Annotated in this window: 15 protein-coding genes; 7 read left to right on the plus strand and 8 right to left on the minus strand. The window is 66.2% G+C overall.

The genetic code is table 11. The annotated features are described in order from the left end of the window. Positions 1–42 precede the first annotated feature (42 nt). The 5 genes from F9K07_RS12100 to F9K07_RS12120 are packed head-to-tail and all read right to left on the minus strand — an operon-like array spanning position 43 to position 5203. Positions 43–462: an acyl-CoA thioesterase gene (locus F9K07_RS12100; protein ID WP_159593409.1), complete on the minus strand. Its 420-nt coding sequence runs from the start codon at positions 460–462 to the stop codon at positions 43–45. Next, positions 459–1223: an SDR family NAD(P)-dependent oxidoreductase gene (locus F9K07_RS12105; RefSeq protein WP_159593411.1), complete on the minus strand. Its 765-nt coding sequence runs from the start codon at positions 1221–1223 to the stop codon at positions 459–461. The genes F9K07_RS12100 and F9K07_RS12105 overlap by 4 nt, the downstream gene beginning before the upstream one ends. 20 nt (positions 1224–1243) lie before the next feature. After that, a complete protein-coding gene (locus tag F9K07_RS12110; RefSeq protein WP_159593413.1) occupies positions 1244–2491 on the minus strand; it encodes a thiolase family protein in 1248 nt (415 codons plus the stop codon). Positions 2492–2502: 11 nt separating this feature from the next. Next, a complete protein-coding gene (locus tag F9K07_RS12115; protein ID WP_159593415.1) occupies positions 2503–4356 on the minus strand; it encodes a feruloyl-CoA synthase in 1854 nt (617 codons plus the stop codon). Positions 4357–4414: 58 nt separating this feature from the next. Next, the gene (locus F9K07_RS12120) at positions 4415–5203 is read right to left on the minus strand and encodes a crotonase/enoyl-CoA hydratase family protein (RefSeq protein WP_159593417.1); all 789 of its coding nucleotides are present in this window, start codon (positions 5201–5203) and stop codon (positions 4415–4417) included. Between the two features lie 138 nt (positions 5204–5341). On the opposite strand from F9K07_RS12120, the gene F9K07_RS12125 reads away from it, so the two are divergent. Then, positions 5342–6205: an amidohydrolase family protein gene (locus F9K07_RS12125; RefSeq protein ID WP_159593419.1), complete on the plus strand. Its 864-nt coding sequence runs from the start codon at positions 5342–5344 to the stop codon at positions 6203–6205. Between the two features lie 2 nt (positions 6206–6207). Beyond that, entirely contained in the window at positions 6208–8046 is a 1839-nt protein-coding gene (locus F9K07_RS12130) for an AMP-binding protein (RefSeq protein WP_159593421.1), read from the plus strand. 15 nt (positions 8047–8061) lie between these two features. Here F9K07_RS12130 and F9K07_RS12135 read toward each other — a convergent pair whose 3' ends face one another. Then, complete coding sequence (locus F9K07_RS12135) at positions 8062–8670, minus strand: 2-hydroxychromene-2-carboxylate isomerase (protein WP_159593423.1); 609 nt, start codon at positions 8668–8670, stop codon at positions 8062–8064. Positions 8671–8992: 322 nt separating this feature from the next. Further along, a complete protein-coding gene (locus F9K07_RS12140) occupies positions 8993–10123 on the minus strand; it encodes a 5-methyltetrahydropteroyltriglutamate--homocysteine S-methyltransferase (protein WP_159593425.1) in 1131 nt (376 codons plus the stop codon). A 141-nt stretch (positions 10124–10264) separates the two neighbouring features. Here F9K07_RS12140 and F9K07_RS12145 point away from each other — a divergent pair, with 141 nt between their 5' ends. The 5 genes from F9K07_RS12145 to F9K07_RS12165 all read left to right on the plus strand — a co-directional run bounded on the left by F9K07_RS12145 (position 10265) and on the right by F9K07_RS12165 (position 15126). After that, positions 10265–11047: a GntR family transcriptional regulator gene (locus F9K07_RS12145; RefSeq protein WP_159593427.1), complete on the plus strand. Its 783-nt coding sequence runs from the start codon at positions 10265–10267 to the stop codon at positions 11045–11047. 179 nt (positions 11048–11226) lie between these two features. Then, entirely contained in the window at positions 11227–12267 is a 1041-nt protein-coding gene (locus F9K07_RS12150; protein WP_159593429.1) for a TRAP transporter substrate-binding protein, read from the plus strand. A 69-nt stretch (positions 12268–12336) separates the two neighbouring features. After that, a complete protein-coding gene (locus tag F9K07_RS12155) occupies positions 12337–12813 on the plus strand; it encodes a TRAP transporter small permease (protein WP_159593431.1) in 477 nt (158 codons plus the stop codon). Next, positions 12810–14129, plus strand: a complete 1320-nt coding sequence (locus tag F9K07_RS12160) for a TRAP transporter large permease (protein ID WP_159593433.1) — start codon at positions 12810–12812, stop codon at positions 14127–14129. The genes F9K07_RS12155 and F9K07_RS12160 overlap by 4 nt, the downstream gene beginning before the upstream one ends. A gap of 4 nt (positions 14130–14133) precedes the next feature. Continuing rightward, positions 14134–15126: a Bug family tripartite tricarboxylate transporter substrate binding protein gene (locus tag F9K07_RS12165; RefSeq protein ID WP_159593435.1), complete on the plus strand. Its 993-nt coding sequence runs from the start codon at positions 14134–14136 to the stop codon at positions 15124–15126. Between the two features lie 104 nt (positions 15127–15230). Here the strand turns inward: F9K07_RS12165 and F9K07_RS12170 are convergent, their stop codons facing one another. Beyond that, complete coding sequence (locus tag F9K07_RS12170) at positions 15231–16184, minus strand: IS110 family transposase (RefSeq protein WP_159593437.1); 954 nt, start codon at positions 16182–16184, stop codon at positions 15231–15233. Positions 16185–16453 lie beyond the last annotated feature (269 nt).

Consider the following 16453-nt stretch of genomic DNA (forward strand, 5'->3'; position numbering starts at 1 on the left):
GTCTCCTTCTGGGGGTGGTGAAAAAACGGTGGATGAGAGGCTTCAGCTGCAGAGCGCCTTGATGTCTTCGGGCACGGGAATCGCCTTGATGCGCTCGGGCGCGTCGGGTGGGTTGATCACGAAGGCGCGCGTCTCGCTGCCTTCGCACAACACGTCCTCGCCGCGCTTGACCACATGCTTGTGGATGAACACCTTGTCGCGCCATTCGACGACGCTGGTGTGGATCTGCAGGCGCTCGCCGTACGTGGCCGGGCGCATGAACTTGGTGTGGATCTCCAGCAGCGGCGTGCCGACGATGCCGCGCGTCTTCTTCGTTTCGCGCCAGGGCGGCACACCGCACTGCTTGAAGAAGTTCAGCGAGGACGCGTCCATCCATTTGGAGAAATTCGGGAAGAACACGATGCCGGCGGGATCGCAGTCGCCGAACATCACGTCCACTTCGTAAACAACGGTCTTGGTCATCTTGGGGCCATGCGCAGGGCTCCGTCCAGGCGGATCACCTCGCCATTCAGGTGCGTGTTGGAGACGATATGCGCCGCGAGCTGGGCGAACTCTTCGGGTTTTCCCAGCCGCGGCGGAAAGGGAATGCTGGCCGCGAGCGAGGCCTGCACCGGCTCGGGCAGTTGCTTCATCAGCGGCGTGCTGAACAGGCCCGGTGCGATGGTGCAGACGCGGATGCCGTGCTGCGCGAGGTCGCGCGCCATGGGCAGTGTCATGCCCACCAGGCCGCCCTTGGACGCGCTGTAGGCTTGCTGGCCCACCTGGCCGTCGAACGCGGCCACGCTGGCGGTGAAGACCATCACACCGCGCTCGCCGTCTTCCAGCGGATCGAGCTTGGCGCAGGCCGCGGCGAACAGGCGGCTGGCGTTGTAGGTGCCGATGAGGTTGACGTTGATGACCTTGGCGAAGTCCTCCAGCGGCGCGGCGCTGCCGTCCTTGCCGACCACGCGCTTGGCCGAGCCGATGCCGGCGATGTTCATCAACACGCGTGCCGGGCCGTGCGCGGCGGCCGCCTGGTCGATCGCGGCCTGCAGGCTTTCGGTGTCGGTGATGTCGCAGCGCAGTGCCACGCCACCGATCTCGCTGGCCACGCGCCTGGCGTTGTCCAGGTTCACGTCGAGCACGGCCACTTTCGCGCCCAGGCGCGCGAGTTCGCGCGCGGTGGCTTCGCCCAGGCCCGAGCCACCGCCGGTGACGAGGGCCGCTTGTCCTTGGATGTTCATGGTCTTGTCCTTGCGTTGTTTCAGGCGTTCAGGTTTTCAATGAGCAAGGCCATGCCTTGGCCGCCGCCCACGCAGGCGCTGGAGATGCCATAACGTTGGCCGCTGCGCTGCAGTTCGCGCGCCAGCGTGAGCGTGAGGCGCACGCCCGTCGCGGCCAGCGGATGGCCGAGCGCGATGGCGCCGCCATTGACATTCAGGCGGTCGAGGTCCATGCCGAGTTCGCGCGCCACCGCCAGGGTTTGCGCGCCTTGCGCCTCGTTCACTTCGAAGCGGCCGATGTCGCCGAGCTTCATGCCTGTGCGCTCCAGCAGCAGGCGGATGGCCGGGGCCGGGCCGATGCCCATGATCTCCGGCGGCACACCGACGACCGCAGCGGCCACCACGCGCGCCATGGGCTTCTTGCCGTGGGCCTTGGCGTAGGCGCCGGAACTGACCACGCAGGCCGCCGCCGCGTCCACCAGGGCCGAGCTGTTGCCCCCGGTCTGCACACCGCCTTCGAACACCGGCTTGAGCTTGGCCAGCACCTCCACGGGAGAGAGGCGGGGGTGCGTGTCGGTGGCCACTTCCGTGGCCTTGCCTTGCAGCCGGATGCCACGCGGCTTGTAGCCTTCGAGCTCGAATTTTTCACTCACCACCGGCACGATTTCGCCCGCGAGAAAACCGCTTTCCTGCGCGGCCACGGCCTTCGCGAACGAAGCCGAGGCGAACGCGTCGACTTCTTCGCGCGTGATGCCGTATTGCTTGGCCAGGTTCTCGGCGGTCTGGATCATGTTGATGCCGGCTGCCGGGTCCTTCAGTGCTTCCCACATATAGTCCTTGAAGCCCACCGGCGCGCCGAGCTTGAACCCGGTGCGGTGGTCGAAGGCCGCGATGGGGTTGCGCGTCATGCTCTCGGTGCCCACCACCAGGGCCGCGTCGCACGCGCCGCCCTGGATGTGCTCGCCGGCCTGGCGGAACAGCTCGAAGCCGGTACCGCAGATGCGTTGCGCCATGATGGCCGGCACCTCCACCGGCACGCCGGCGTACAGGCCGATGTGGCGCGGCAGGAAGAACTGGTCGAAGTCCCCTGGCGCCATGTTGCCGGTGACCACCGAGCCGATGTGCTCGCCGGGCACACTGGCGCGTTGCAGTGCTTCGCGCGCGGCCTTGATGCCGAGGTCGGTGGGCGAGATGTGCCCGAGCGCGCCGCAGTAGTCGACCATGGGCGTGCGCACGCCGTCGAGCAGCACGACGTCGTCGAAGGCGTTGAAGAATCCGCGGGTGACCATATCGGTATCGCTCACTGAGGTTGAAGAATGGCGGACAAGGACCCGTCGTGCAGCTTCGCCACGGTGTCGGCGCGGTGCTGCAGCACCGCGCGCTGGTTGATCGAGCCCTTGTCGGTGACTTCCCCGCGGTCGATGGTGGGCGGGTCGGCCAGCAGGCACAGGCGCGCGATGCGGCTGGCGCTGCCGGTGGCGGTCTTGGCCAGTTCGTTCACCACGCGCTGGAAGTGCGCGAGCACCGGCGCGCTGTTGAGCACGTCGTGCAGCGAAGCCTCGGCGCCCAGGCCGCTGAGCGCGCGCACCGCGCCGGTGGGGAACACCATGGCGCCGACCTCGTTCATGTTCAGGCCGGTGAGCACCACGTCCTGGATGTAAGGCGCGCCGGCCGCGATGATCTTGGCGCGCATCGGACCCACGCTCACGAAGGTGCCGGTGGCGAGCTTGAAGTCTTCGGCGATGCGGCCATCGAACTTCAGGCCCTGGTGGATGTCGGTCTCGTCGATCCACTTCACCGCGTCGCCGGTCTTGAAGAAGCCTTCCTCGTCGAAGCATTCGGCGGTTTCCGCGGGCATGCGCCAGTAGCCGGGCGTGATGTTCGGCCCCTTGTAGCGCACCTCGGTCTTGCCGTCGGTGTCCACGAGTTTGAGTTCGAGCCCAGGGGTGGGCAGGCCGAGGTCGCCCGCGCGCACGTCGGGGCTGGTGACGAAGATGCCGAACGGGCTGGACTCGGTCATGCCCAGGCCCGTGCCCATCACGATGCGCTCGCCGATCTCGGCTTCCTGCACCGCGTGCAGCGCGTCCCACACCGGCTGCGCGAGCGCCGCGCCCGCATAGAAAAACATCTGCACGCGCGAGAGCAAGGTCTTGCGCAAGGCCTCGTCGGTTTTCATGGCGTTGGCGATGGCCTCGAAACCGGTCGGCACGTTGAAGTACACCGTGGGTGCGATCTCGCGCAGGTTGCGCAGCGTCTCGCCCATCAGCGCGGGCGTGGGCTTGCCGTCGTCGATGTACAGCGTGCCGCCGTGGTAGAGCACCATGCCCATGTTGTGGTTGCCGCCGAAGGTGTGGTTCCAGGGCAGCCAGTCCACCAGCACCAGCGGGCCGTCGGCCAGCACCGGCATCGACGCGGCCATCTGCTGCTGGTTGGCGCACCACATGCGCTGCGTGTTGATGACCGCCTTGGGCATCTTCGTCGAGCCCGAGGTGAAGAGGAATTTGGTGATGGTGTCTGGACCGGTGGCCGCCATCGCGGCGTCCACCGCCGGTGTTGGATCGGTGGCCAGCAGCGCGGCGAACGAGGTCGTGGCGCGGCCGGGCACGGTGCCTTCGGTGGTCACGATCTCCACGCCGTCGTCCAGCGTGGCCATGAGGGCGCGGCCGTAGCGTTGGGCGTCGGCGGCGAACACCAGGCCGGGCGTGAGCGTCTTCACCACGTGGCGCAGCTTGTCGAAGTCCTGGCTGACCAGCGAATAGGCGGGCGAGGCCGGGCAATAGGGAATGCCGACATATAGGCACGCCAGCGCGAGCAGCGCGTGCTCCAGATCGTTCTCGCTCAGGATCAGCACCGGGCGTTCGGCGGACAGGCCGCGGTCGAGCAGGCCCTGGCCGATGCGCCGTGCTGCGTCGAGGGCTTGCGCGAACGTGATGTGGCGCCAGTCGCCCGTCGAGCCATCGGCGTTCTTCATTCGGCGCGCGAACACCGTCTGCTCGGGCCGCGTGCGTGCCCAGTGCACGAGCCGGTCGGTGATCCGCGTGGCGAAGGGCGGCAGGTCCTGCTCGGCGCGCAGGTAGCATACGCCGGGCGCGCCATCGCGAAGCGATGCACGGGTCACGCCAAACTTCAAAGGCCGGTACTTCGCTGCACTCATGTTGTCTCTAGGTGTCGTTGTGGGGTGACGCCGAAGGCGGCGCGGGGGGGGGCGTCGTTCAGCCGCGCTTCACTTTTTCAGCCTTGCCTTCCAGGAAAGCACGCACCCGTTCCTTCGCATCGGGCGCGTCCTGCACGATGGCGGCCATCAGCGCTTCGGTGAAGAAGCCCTGGTCGGCCGGTTGTTCGGCGATGCGCGGCAGCGCGTGCATCAGCGCGTAGTTGGTGAGCGGCGCGTTCGTGGCGATGCGCGTGGCCAACTCCATGGCTTTTTCCAGCGCGGTGCCCTCGGGCACGAGGTACTGCGCCAAGCCGATGCGCTCGCCGTCCTCGGCCTTGTAGACCCGGCCGGTGAACATCATGTCGGCCATGCGCGCCGCGCCGATCAGTCGCGGAATGCGCACCGAGCCACCGCCGCCCACGAAGATGCCGCGCGAGCCCTCGGGCAAGGCGAAGAAGCTCGATGCGTCGGCCACGCGGATGTGGCAGGCGCTGGCCAGTTCCAGGCCGCCGCCCACCACCGCACCATGCAGCGCCGCGACCACCGGCACCGGGCCGTGTTGCACGCAATCGAGCGCCGAATGCCACATGCGCGAGTGGTGCAGGCCCTGGCCGGCATTGCGCTCCTGCAATTCGGACAGGTCCAGGCCGGCGCAGAAGTGATCGCCCGCGCCATGGATCACGGCCGCGCGCACCCCGTGGGGCATGCCCTGGAAGATGTCGCGCAGGGCCAGGACCAGGCCGTCGTTGAGCGCGTTGCGCTTGGCCGGGCGGTTGAGGGTGATGACCGCGATCTCGGACGAAGCACCCTGCAGTGTCAGGCTGATGTCGGTGGAATGAATGGGCATGTCGTCGTCGCTTTCTGCGTCCCTGTCGTCGGGTTTGTGTGCTTGAGAGTGGGGGTGATTATTGTTATAAAGAATAACCAAAACAAGCGCGTGGACCCGAATTCAATCCCCGTGTTTACCCTAGGTAGAGAGACATTCATGGACCACCAGAACCTGATCGCGATCGACATTCACACCCACGCCGAGGTGAGCTGCCGCAACCCGTTCGACAATTACGGCGAGGAGTACGACCGAGCGGCCGACAAGTACTTCGGCAGCAACCGCCGTCCCACGATTGCCGAAACGGTAGCCTACTACCGCGAACGCAAGATCGGCCTCGTGATGTTCACGGTGGACAGCGAATCTCAGTTGGGTCGGCGCCGCATTCCGAACGAAGAGATCGCGCAAGCGGCGCGCGAGAACAGCGACATGATGGTGGCTTTCGCCAGCATCGATCCGCACAAGGGCAAGATGGGCGCGCGCGAGGCCGAGCGCCTGATCGCAGAGGAGGGCGTCAAGGGCTTCAAGTTCCACCCCACGGTGCAGGGCTACCACCCCTACGACAAGATGGCCTGGCCGCTCTACGAAGTGATCAACGCGCACAAGCTGCCCACGATCTTCCACACCGGGCACAGCGGCATCGGCTCGGGCATGCGCTGCGGTGGCGGCTTGCGCCTGGAGTACAGCAACCCGATGCACCTGGACGATGTGGCGATCAGCTTTCCGGACATGCAGATCGTCATGGCACACCCCAGCTTCCCCTGGCAGGACGAGGCGCTCAGCGTGGCCATGCACAAGCCCAACGTGTGGATCGACCTCTCGGGCTGGAGCCCGAAGTACTTCCCCAAGCAGCTCGTGCAATACGCCAACACGCTGCTCAAGGACCGCGTGCTGTTCGGCAGCGACTACCCGCTGATCACGCCCGAGCGCTGGATGAAGGACTTCGAGGTGGCCGGCTTCAAGCCCGAGGTGATGCCGGGCATTCTCAAAGGCAACGCGGTGCGGCTGCTGGGCCTGGCCTGAACATGCAAGCCTTCAAGTCGTTGGGCGACATCGAGCAACTCGAGCGCACACCGCTGGCGCAAACCGCGCCGCACCGCAGTCCGTATGCGCTGATCCGCGCCGCTGCCGAGCGATTCCCCGAGCGCGAAGCCTTCACCTTTCTGCCCGATGCCGCGCTGGAGACACCACCGCAGCACACCACCTACCGCGATCTGCTGGCCAACATCCACCGCGCCGCCAACCTGTTCCGCTCGCTGGGTGTGGGGGCGGACGATGCGGTCGCGCTGCTCGTGCCCAACATCCCCGAGGCGCATGCGGTGTTGTGGGGCGCGCAGCTCGCGGGCCGCGTGTGCCCGATCAACTACCTGCTGCAACCGGAGCACATCGCGAGCTTGTTGAAAGCCTCGAAGGCCAAGCTGCTGGTGGCCCTGGGCCCCAACCGCGAACTGGCGGTGTGGCCGGTGGCCGAGCAGGTGGTGCGGCACCACGCGCTGCCGCTGCTGCAGATCCGCGTGGGCGAAGAGACCGCGCCCGATGCGCCGGTGTTGCAGGCGCTGCTCGCCGCGCAGCCCGACACGCTGGGCTTCGAGCCCGACCTCAACCCCGATCGCGTGGTCGCGCTGTTCCACACCGGCGGCACCACCGGCGCGCCCAAGCTCGCGCAGCACACGCAGGGCAACGAGGCGCACACGGCCTGGTTTGCGCACGCCTTCTATGGCGCCGACGAACACGCGGTGGAGATCAATGGGTTTCCGCTGTTCCACGTGGCCGGCGCCTTCGTGTATGGACTGGCGCTGCTGGCGGTGGGCGCTCGCCAAGTACTGCCCACGCTCACGGGCATGCGCAACGCCGGCTTCGTGCAGCACTACTGGCGCTTCTGCGAACGCGAGCGCGCGACGCACCTGGCCTGTGTGCCTACCGTGCTCGCCGCTTTGATGGGCGTGCCGGTGAACGCCGACATCACCACCGTGCGCGCCGCCTTCACCGGCGGATCGCCGCTGCCCACCGAACTCGCGCAGCGCTTCGAAGCGGCCACGGGCATCGCCGTGCGCAACATTCTGGGCATGACCGAATGCGCGGGCCTCGTGGGCATCGAACCTTTGAACGGGCCACGCACGCCGGGCTCCGCCGGCCTGCGGCTGCCCTACACCGACGTGCATGCCGTGCCCTGGCGCGGTGGTGAAGCGAAGCTGGGCGAACGCTGCGCCGTCGGCGAGACCGGCGTGCTGGTGCTGCGCGGCCCGCACGTGAGCCCGGGCTACACCGAGCGCGCGCGCAACGCCGGCCTGTTCGAGCAGGGCTGGATCGTCACGGGCGATCTCGGCCATCTCGACGCCGACGGGCGCATCCACGTCACCGGCCGCTCGAAAGACGTGATCATCCGCGGCTCGCACAACATCGACCCTGGCCTGGTGGAAGACGCGTTCCTCGCGCATCCCGCCGTGGCGCTGTGTGCCGTGGTGGCCGAACCCGATGCCTATGCGGGCGAAGTGCCGGTGGCCTTCGTCACGCTCAAGCCGGGCGCGGCCATCGGCGCCGAAGATCTGTTGGCCGCTGTCGCACCCCAGGTCTATGAGCGTCCCGCGTGCCCCAAGCGCGTCGTGGTGCTGGACGCGTTGCCGGTGACCGCGATCGGCAAGGTGTTCAAACCGGAGCTGCGCTTGCGTGCCATTGAGATCAAGCTCGGCGAATCGGCGCGCGAATGGGCACCCGGCGTGTCCGCGCAGGTCCAGGCGCTAGAGAAGAACGGCCAGCAGTGCGCGGTGATCACGGTGCAGGGCGCACCCGACGAGGCGTTGCGCGAGAAGCTGATGCAGGGCCTTGCCGCGATGGCCGTACATACCGAGCTGCGCTTCGTCTGAAGGACAGGGCGCGCGCTACCAACCGCCCTGCGCCAGCCAGCGTTCGACCTGATCGAATTTGTCCACACCCCAGAACGGTTCGCCGTCCACCACCACGGTGGGTGAACCGAACACGCCGGCTTGCAACGACGCATCGACCATCGCGCGCAGCAGCGTGGCAGCTTCATCGCTGGCGGCGGCATCGGCCACGGCATTCGCACTCAAGCCAGTGGGCAGCGAGAGCGAACGCAATGCATCCGGCGCAGACAGGTCCTGGCCTTCGCCCCAATACGCGTGGTAGATCGCGTGGGCCAGCGCGGCCGCGTGTTCGGGGTGGTGGTGTTTCGTCCAGGCGAACGCCCGCGCGCAGGGCAGGGGGTTCATCACCGGATCGTTCGGCCGCCGCGCCATCGCCAGGCCATTGCCGCGTGCGTACCGCAGCACATCGCGTTCCGAATAGGGGCCCTTGAGCGGCGTTTCCAACAGGGGCTTGAGGCCCATGACCTTCATCACCGACACGCCGAGCAACATCGCATGCCAGTCCACGGTGCGCCCGTGGCGGGCCGCCAGTGCCTCGATGCGCAGCGAGGCGAAATAGCCATAAGGCGAGATGAAGTCGAAGTAGAAATCGAGCGGCCGCGTCATGGCGGCATCGTACTCAACCAGCGCCAGGCGGAAGAGAAGTCACCCTCACCCCAACCCTCTCCCGCAAGCGGGAGAGGGAGTGAATCCCCGCGCTGCCGAGGACAGCACGTCTTGATAGGAGCACCCACAAATTTTTTGCAGGACGATGGCGGTACCCGAATGCGCAGGCCAATTCGCGGTTGCCACAGAGGGCGCGTGCCGACCCAGGTGTTGAAGGAGGGCTGCAGGCGGACCCGTGCAGACGTCCGCGACGGGCCGGAGCAGGCGGGTGCCGCCATCGGCCTGACGCGAGGTCGTCGAGCGGAATGCAACGAATGAAAGCTCAGCCCCAGACCTCCCGAGCCGTCTCCACCACCAGCGCCAGCTTGCGCCGCTGGTCTTCGACAGCAATGTTGTTGCCGTGCACGGTCGAAGAGAACCCGCATTGCGGAGACAGACACATCTGCTCCAGCGGCGCGTACTTCGAAGCCTCGTCGATGCGCCGCTTCAGGTCGTCCTTGCTCTCCAACTGGCCGAACTTGGTCGTCACCAGCCCCAGCACCACCGTTTTGCCCTTGCCCAGGTAGCGCAGCGGGCGGAAATCGCCCGAGCGGTCGTCGTCGTATTCGAGGAAGAACGCGTCCAGCTTCATCTCCGACAACAGCGCCTCGGCCACCGGTTCGTAGTTGCCCGCCGCCGCGTGCGTGCTCTTGAAATTGCCGCGGCACAGGTGCATGGCCAGCGTCATGCCCGCCGGCTTGTGCGCCACCACCTTGTTGATGAAGCCCGCATAGCGGTGCGGCAACTCGTTCGGGTCGTCCCCGCGCTGGCGCGCCGCTTCGCGCATGCGCTCATCGCACAGGTAGGCCATGTTCGTGTCGTCCATCTGCACATAGGTGCAGCCCGCGTCCGCCAGGCTTTGCAGCTCATCGCCATAGGCCTTGGCCACATCGTCGTAGAACGTCGGGTCCAGCTCCGGGTACGCCTCCTTGCTGATGCCTGCGCGCCCGCCGCGAAAGTGCAGCATCGTCGGCGAGGGAATCGTCACCTTCGGCGTCAGCGCCTTCTGGCCCAGTGCCTCCACCTCCGCCTTCAGAAACTGAAAGTCCGCCAACTGGATGTTCTTGGCGTGCCGCACCTTGTCGATCACGCGGATCACCGGCGGCGCCAACTCCTCCGTGCCGTCCGGCTTGCGGATGGTCACCGGAATGTCCGTCTTCACGCCGCCCAGCTGCTCCAGGAAATCGATGTGGAAATACGTGCGGCGGAATTCCCCGTCGGTGATCGACTGCAGGCCCACGTCGGCCTGGAACTTCACGATCTCCCGGATTGCCCGGTCCTCCACCTCGCGCAACTGCTCCGCGGTGATGGCCTTGTGGCTGAAAAACTGGTCGCGGGCCTCCAGCAAGTAGGCCGGGCGCAAGAAGCTGCCGACGTGGTCGGCGCGGAAGGGAGGCTGGGCGCGCAAGGTCATGAAAAACGTCCTGAGGTCTGGGCTGAAATAGGCTGAACGCGCACTTTGACAGCGTTTGTTGAATACAGAAACCTATGGAAAACCCGTGATCGGGTCTCTATTGATATCGCTTCTTCGATTTTTGTATACATTCCGTATCCCATGACCACACTGCCTCCCGCTGCAACGGATGCACCCCGCGCCGAGCCCGGTGCCGAAAGCGCGCAAGTGCGTGCGCTGCTGCAACTGCGCGAACTGATCCTCTCGGGCGAGCTGGCGGGGGGCTCGCGCATCGCCGAACTCAACATCGTCGAGCGCCTGGGCGTTTCCCGCACACCCATCCGCGCGGCGCTCATGCGCCTGGAGCAGGAGGGCCTGCTGGAAGCCCTGCCCAACGGGGGCTATGCGGTGAAAACCTTTTCCGAGCGGGACATCGCCGATGCGATCGAACTGCGCGGCACCCTGGAAGGCCTGCTGGCGCGCCTGGCGGCAGAGCGGGGCGCGCCGGGCGCGGTGCTGGGCGAAGCGCGGCAATGCCTCAACCGCATCGATGCCGTGCTGGCCGCGCCCGCGCTCGACGAGGTCGGCTTCTCCAGCTACGTGGCACTCAACAGCGAGTTCCATGTGTTGCTGTGGGAGATGGCGGCCAGCCCCACCATCGTCCGCCAACTGGACATGGTGCTCAGCCTGCCCTTTGCCTCCCCGTCGGGTTTCGTGGTGCTGCAGGCCCACTCGCAGCGCGCGCGCGACATGCTCGTGGTGGCGCAAGACCAGCATCGGCAGGTGCTCGATGCGATCGAACAACGCGAAGGCGCGCGCGCCGAGGCCCTCATGCGCGAGCACTCGCGACTGGCGCAGCGCAACCTGCGCGAAGTGCTGGACGGGCGCGCCACCTTGCACGCGCCCGAGTCCATCGCGGCCATCAAACTCATTCGGAGACGGTAGATGCAAGACCCCCCGCCGCCCTTCTTCATAAGGGATTGGCATAACTGAAAGTGAGATAGACGACTGGCGAAGAACCCAGTTGGCATGCACAGTGTGGGCCCCAGACGTTCAGCAAGCCCGCCAGCCCGGAGTGCGCCCACACGCTCCCGGTCTGGCCCGATGAGGAACAGGAGACAAGCATGAGATTCTTTCAACGCCGTGCCACCTTGGCCGCTCTGGGCGCGGTAGCCCTCGCCACGCTGGCTGCGCCGGCACTGGCGCAACAGACCGTGACGCTGCGCCTGCACCAGATGCTGCCGCAACAAGCCACCATTCCCGCGCGCGCCATCGTGCCCTGGGCACAAAAAGTCGAAGCCGAGTCGGGTGGCCGCATCAAGGTGCAGCTGTTCCACGCCATGTCGCTCGGCGGCTCGCCTCCGCAGCTGTTCGACCAGGCGCGCGACGGCGTGGTCGACCTCACGTGGACGGTGCTGGGCTACACCCCGGGCCGCTTCAACAAGTCCGAGGTGTTCGAGCTGCCCTTCATGAGCGGCTCGGCCGAAGAGTCCTCGCGCGCGTTCCAGGAGTACGTCGAGAAGTACGCCGCCGACGAATTCAGCAGCGTCAAACTGATCGCGGTGCACACGCACGGCCCGGGCCTGTTTCACACCAAGACGCCAGTGACCGGCCTGGAAAGCCTGCGCGGCATGAAGGTGCGCGGCGGCTCGCGCGTGATCAACAACATGCTCACCAAGCTGGGTGCGACCCCCGTGGGCATGCCGGTGCCGGCCGTGACCGATGCGCTCACCAAAGGCACGATCGAAGGCACCACCATTCCGTGGGAAGTCACCCCCTCGCTCAAGGTCACCGAACTGGTGAAGAACCACACCACCTTCGCCGGCAAGACGGGCCTGTACACGCAGACCTTCGCGTTCTCGATGAACAAGGCGTCCTACGACAAGCTGCCCCCCGACCTCAAGGCCGTGATCGACAAGAACTCGGGCATGGAGACCGCAGCCCTGTTCGGCCGCGCCATGGACGAGGGCGACAAGATCGGCCGCGACATCGCGGTCAAGGCCAAGAACAACATCGTCGCGCTCGACGCCGCCGAGACGCAGCGCTGGCGCCGCACCGCGGCCACCGTGGAGACCGACTGGATCAATGAAATGAAGGGCAAGAACATCGATGGCGCCAAGCTCGTGTCCGAAGCCCGCGCGCTGATCGCGAAGTACCAGCGATAAGATGCGGCCCCACCGCGGTCCGAAGACCGCGGTGGACCCCGCCTTCGGCTCACATGGAAGGGTGACAAGTTGAAATTGCTGTCTCTGCTGGCGCGCTTCTGCGCCATCCTGGCCGGCGTGCTGCTCACGGTGATCACCCTGATCACCTGCATCAGCCTCATCGGCCGCAACACCATCGGCGTCACGCTGGTGGGCGACTACGAACTCACGGCGGTCACGGCGGGCGCGGCCATCGCGCTGTTCATGCCCTGGTGCCAACTCAAGCGCGAGAACATCATCGTCGACTTCTTCACCTCCCGCGTGTCTTCCCGTGGCATCGAGCGCCTGGACCGTTTCGGCAGCCTGCTGCTGGCGGCCCTGATGATCGGCCTGGCCTGGCGCACCACCGTCGGCGGCATGAGCGCCCATGCCTCGCAGACCACCACCATGATGCTGGGCTTTCCCGAGTGGATCACCTATGCCTTCATGGTGCCGGCCTTCCTGTTGACCGGCGTCATCGCCCTGACCCAGGTGTTCCTGGGCCATTTCCCGGAGCAGGACGCATGAGCGCCTTGACCTTGGCGGGCTTGATCTTCGCCGTGATGCTGGTGCTCATGGCCATCCGCGTGCCGATCGCCGTCTCCATGTTTGCCGCCGGCACCTTCGGCTACATCTACCAGGTGGGCCTGCCCCCCTTTCTCAACAACCTCAACGGCGTGGCCTTCGCGCGTTTCGCGAGCTACGACCTGTCGGTGATTCCGCTGTTCATCCTGATGGGCAACTTCGCCACGCAGGGTGGCATCTCCAAGGCCTTGTTCCAGTTCGCCAGCGTGGTCACGTCGCGCTTCAAGGGCGGCCTGGCCATGGCCGCGGTGCTGGCCAGCGCGGGCTTTGGTGCCATCTGCGGCTCTTCGGTGGCCACGGCCGCCACCATCACCTCGGTGGCCTTGCCCGAGATGAAGCGCCACGGCTATTCAGGACGTCTGGCCACTGGCACGCTGGCCGCCGGTGGTACCTTGGGTATCCTCATTCCGCCCTCGGTGCCGCTGGTGATCTACGCCATCCTCACGGAGCAGAACATCGCCAAGCTGTTCGCCGCCGCCATGGTGCCCGGCATCATCGCCATGACCGGCTACATGATCGCGATCGCGGTGTACGTGCGCCTGGTGCCCGGCCACGCGCCGGAGCACGATGCCGAGCAGAGCAAGCTCACCTGGACCGCGCTCAAGGGCGTGCTGCCGATCGCCGTGGTGTTCCTGGTGGTGTTCGGCGGCATCTACGGCGGCCTGTTCACGCCCACCGAGGGCGCGGGCGTGGGCGCGGCGGCCACCTTCGTTGCGGCCACGCTCAAGCGCGAACTCACCTGGGCCAAGGTCAAGCAGTGCTTCTATTCCACTGCGGCGGCCAGCGCCATGATCTTCATGATCTTCATCGGCGCGGACCTGATGAACTCGGCATTGGCGCTCACGCAGGTGCCCGCGATGCTGGCCGATGTGATCAAGGGTTGGTCCATCTCGCCGGTGATGGTGGTTTCCGCCATCCTGCTGTTCTACGTGGTGCTCGGCGCCGTGATGGACGAGCTCTCCATGATTCTGCTGACCATTCCGATCTTCTTTCCCGTGATCATGGGGTTGGACTTCGGCATGCCGGCTGAATCGGTGGCGATCTGGTTCGGCATCATGGTGTTGATGACCGTGGGCTTTGGCTTGCTGGCGCCGCCGGTGGGCCTGAATGTTTACATCGTCAACGGCTTGGCCAAGGACGTGCCCATTGGTGAGAGCTACCGTGGTGTGCTGCCCTTCCTGGCCAGCGACGTGGTTCGCACGTTGCTTCTTCTTTTCTTTCCACCCATCTCCCTTTGGTTGGTTCAATTCGTAGGATGAATCCATGAAATCTATCGCTTCCCTTCACCGCCGCACCGTGTTGGCCGCCTCGCTGGCCGCCGCAGCCTTTGGCCTGGTGGCCCTGCCGGCGCAGGCCCAGACCTTTCCGTCCAAAGGCCTGCGCATCGTCGTGCCGTTCGGCCCGGGTGGCGTGGGCGACCTGACCGCGCGCATCGTGGCCGAGAAGCTCACCAGCCAACTCGGCCAACCGGTGGTGATCGACAACCGCCCTGGCGCGGGCGGCGTGGTGGCGGCCGAGTCGGTAGCCCGATCCGAGCCCGATGGCTACACCATGTTCCTGATGTCCAACGGCACCGCCGTGACGGCCAGCCTGTTCAACAAGCTGCCGTTCGACACGATCAAGGATTTCACGCCGGTCTCCACGCTGGGCTACTTTGACATTGCCGTGGTCGTGCCCGCGAACTCGCCGCACAAGACCTTGGCCGATCTGGTGAAGTTCGCCAAGGCCAACCCCGGCAAGATCAACATCGGCAGCATCAACATCGGCAGCACGCAGCACCTGGCGGCCGAGCTGTTCAAGAGCACGGCCGGCATCGACGCGCAGATCGTTCCCTACAACGGCTCGCCGGCGCTGATCGGCGCCATCCGCGGCCAGCAGGTCGACGTGGCGGTGGAAATCCTCGCGCCGGTGCTCACGCAGATCCAGGGTGGCGCGCTGCGCGCGCTGGCTGTGACGGGCGAGAAGCGCTCCATCGTGCTGCCCGACGTGCCCACGGCCGTGGAAGCGGGCGTGAAGGACTACATCGCCTCGTCGTGGAACGCGCTGGCGGTGCCTTCGAAGACGCCGCGCGCGGTGGTGGAACGCCTGAACAAGGAGATCGTCACGGCGGTGGCCGATCCGGGCGTGCGCGAGAAGCTGCGCAACCTCAACATCGATGCGCGTTCCAGCACGCCAGAGCAGAACGCTGCCTTGCTCGCATCGGACATCCGCCGCTGGAGCGGCGTGATCGAGCGGGCAAAAATCCAGAAGCAGTGACCACCCCCCTGCGCCGCTGACGCGGCTTCCCCCCTCTCTTGCGCGCCTTCGGCGCTTGGAGGGGGGACGGCAGCTTGGGCCGGCGGAGGTTCTATGGATAGAAGTCAAGCGCTGGGTGCATATCGCTGAGGCTCGAATGGTTTGCCAGAGCGCCAGACGGCAAAGGCGATACGCAGGAGCTTGCGAGCCAGTACAACGAGGGCTTCGGTGGTCTTCAGGCCGCGCTGGCGCAAAGCCTTGTACGTGGCTTCAAATGTCTTGGTGTGGCAGGCCGACATGGCGGCGAGGTACATCTGGCGTCGTAGAGCCGGTTGTCCGCGTTTTGAGAGCCTTCGGTGGCCTCGACTGCGGCCCGAATCACAGGCACGCGGGTCCAGCCCACTGTAGGCCACCAAGGCATCGGCGCTGGCAAAGTCCAGCTGGGCCAGCACGCTGGCCAGCAATGCACTGCTTTGCGCGCCCACGCCCACGATGCTTTGCAGTAAAGCCCGTTGCTCTGCCAAGCGGGCATCCTTTGCGAACAGTGCTGCGATGCGCGCATCCATGGCCTTGAGCAGCGTGGCGAAGGCCGCATCCAGGGCCCCTAGCTCGGCAGCGATGGCTGCATCACAGCCCTGTAGCGACTGGTGCAGCGCGGTGCGTTTGGTCACTACCGTCCAACGCTGCGCGAGCAGGGTGTTGACCTGAGCGAGCGCGGGGCAGCAAGCCTGCCAGGGGTGCAGGTGCTCATGATGTTCAAGAAGGTAACGGGCGATCACATGGGCATCGAGCCGATCGGTCTTGGCCCGAGCGCCCAGGGCGCGGGCGTAGAAGAACACATCGCGGGCGTTGAGCACGAACACCTGCAGACCCGCTGCGTGTGCCAGGGTGGCGAGCAGTTGGTGGTAGCGCCCGGTGGACTCCATGGCCACAAGGGTGTTGTCTGGTAGCTCACGCAGCCAGGCGCTGATGGCGCCGACCTCGTTGGCGATGCTGCGGCATCCTGGTTGGGAGGCCGTGGCGACGACGAGTTCGGCCTTGGCCACATCTACCCCGATGAACACATGGACTTCTTGCATGGCAACCTCCTGCGAGAAAGAATGGCAAGTGTTGGGGTGGAAATTCCCGCCAGCCGCGTTAGCTTGCTTCAAGATCGGCGCTACTGGGTGCCGCTCAGTTCCTTATCGACGCTGAAAGGCGGGGTGGGGGCAATCTCCGCCAGTCGGTCCAAGCCGATAGCCGTACTTCCAGGCCCTCCACCCCAACACCTCAACCATACAAGCCGTCCCTCGATGCCTCTGGATGAAGGCACGCGCGCCGGAGGCTGTGTCTTCGCTCCCTCTCCCGC

It is taken from the genome of Hydrogenophaga sp. BPS33, from assembly GCF_009859475.1.
In the GTDB taxonomy this organism is placed as follows: Bacteria; Pseudomonadota; Gammaproteobacteria; order Burkholderiales; family Burkholderiaceae_C; genus Hydrogenophaga.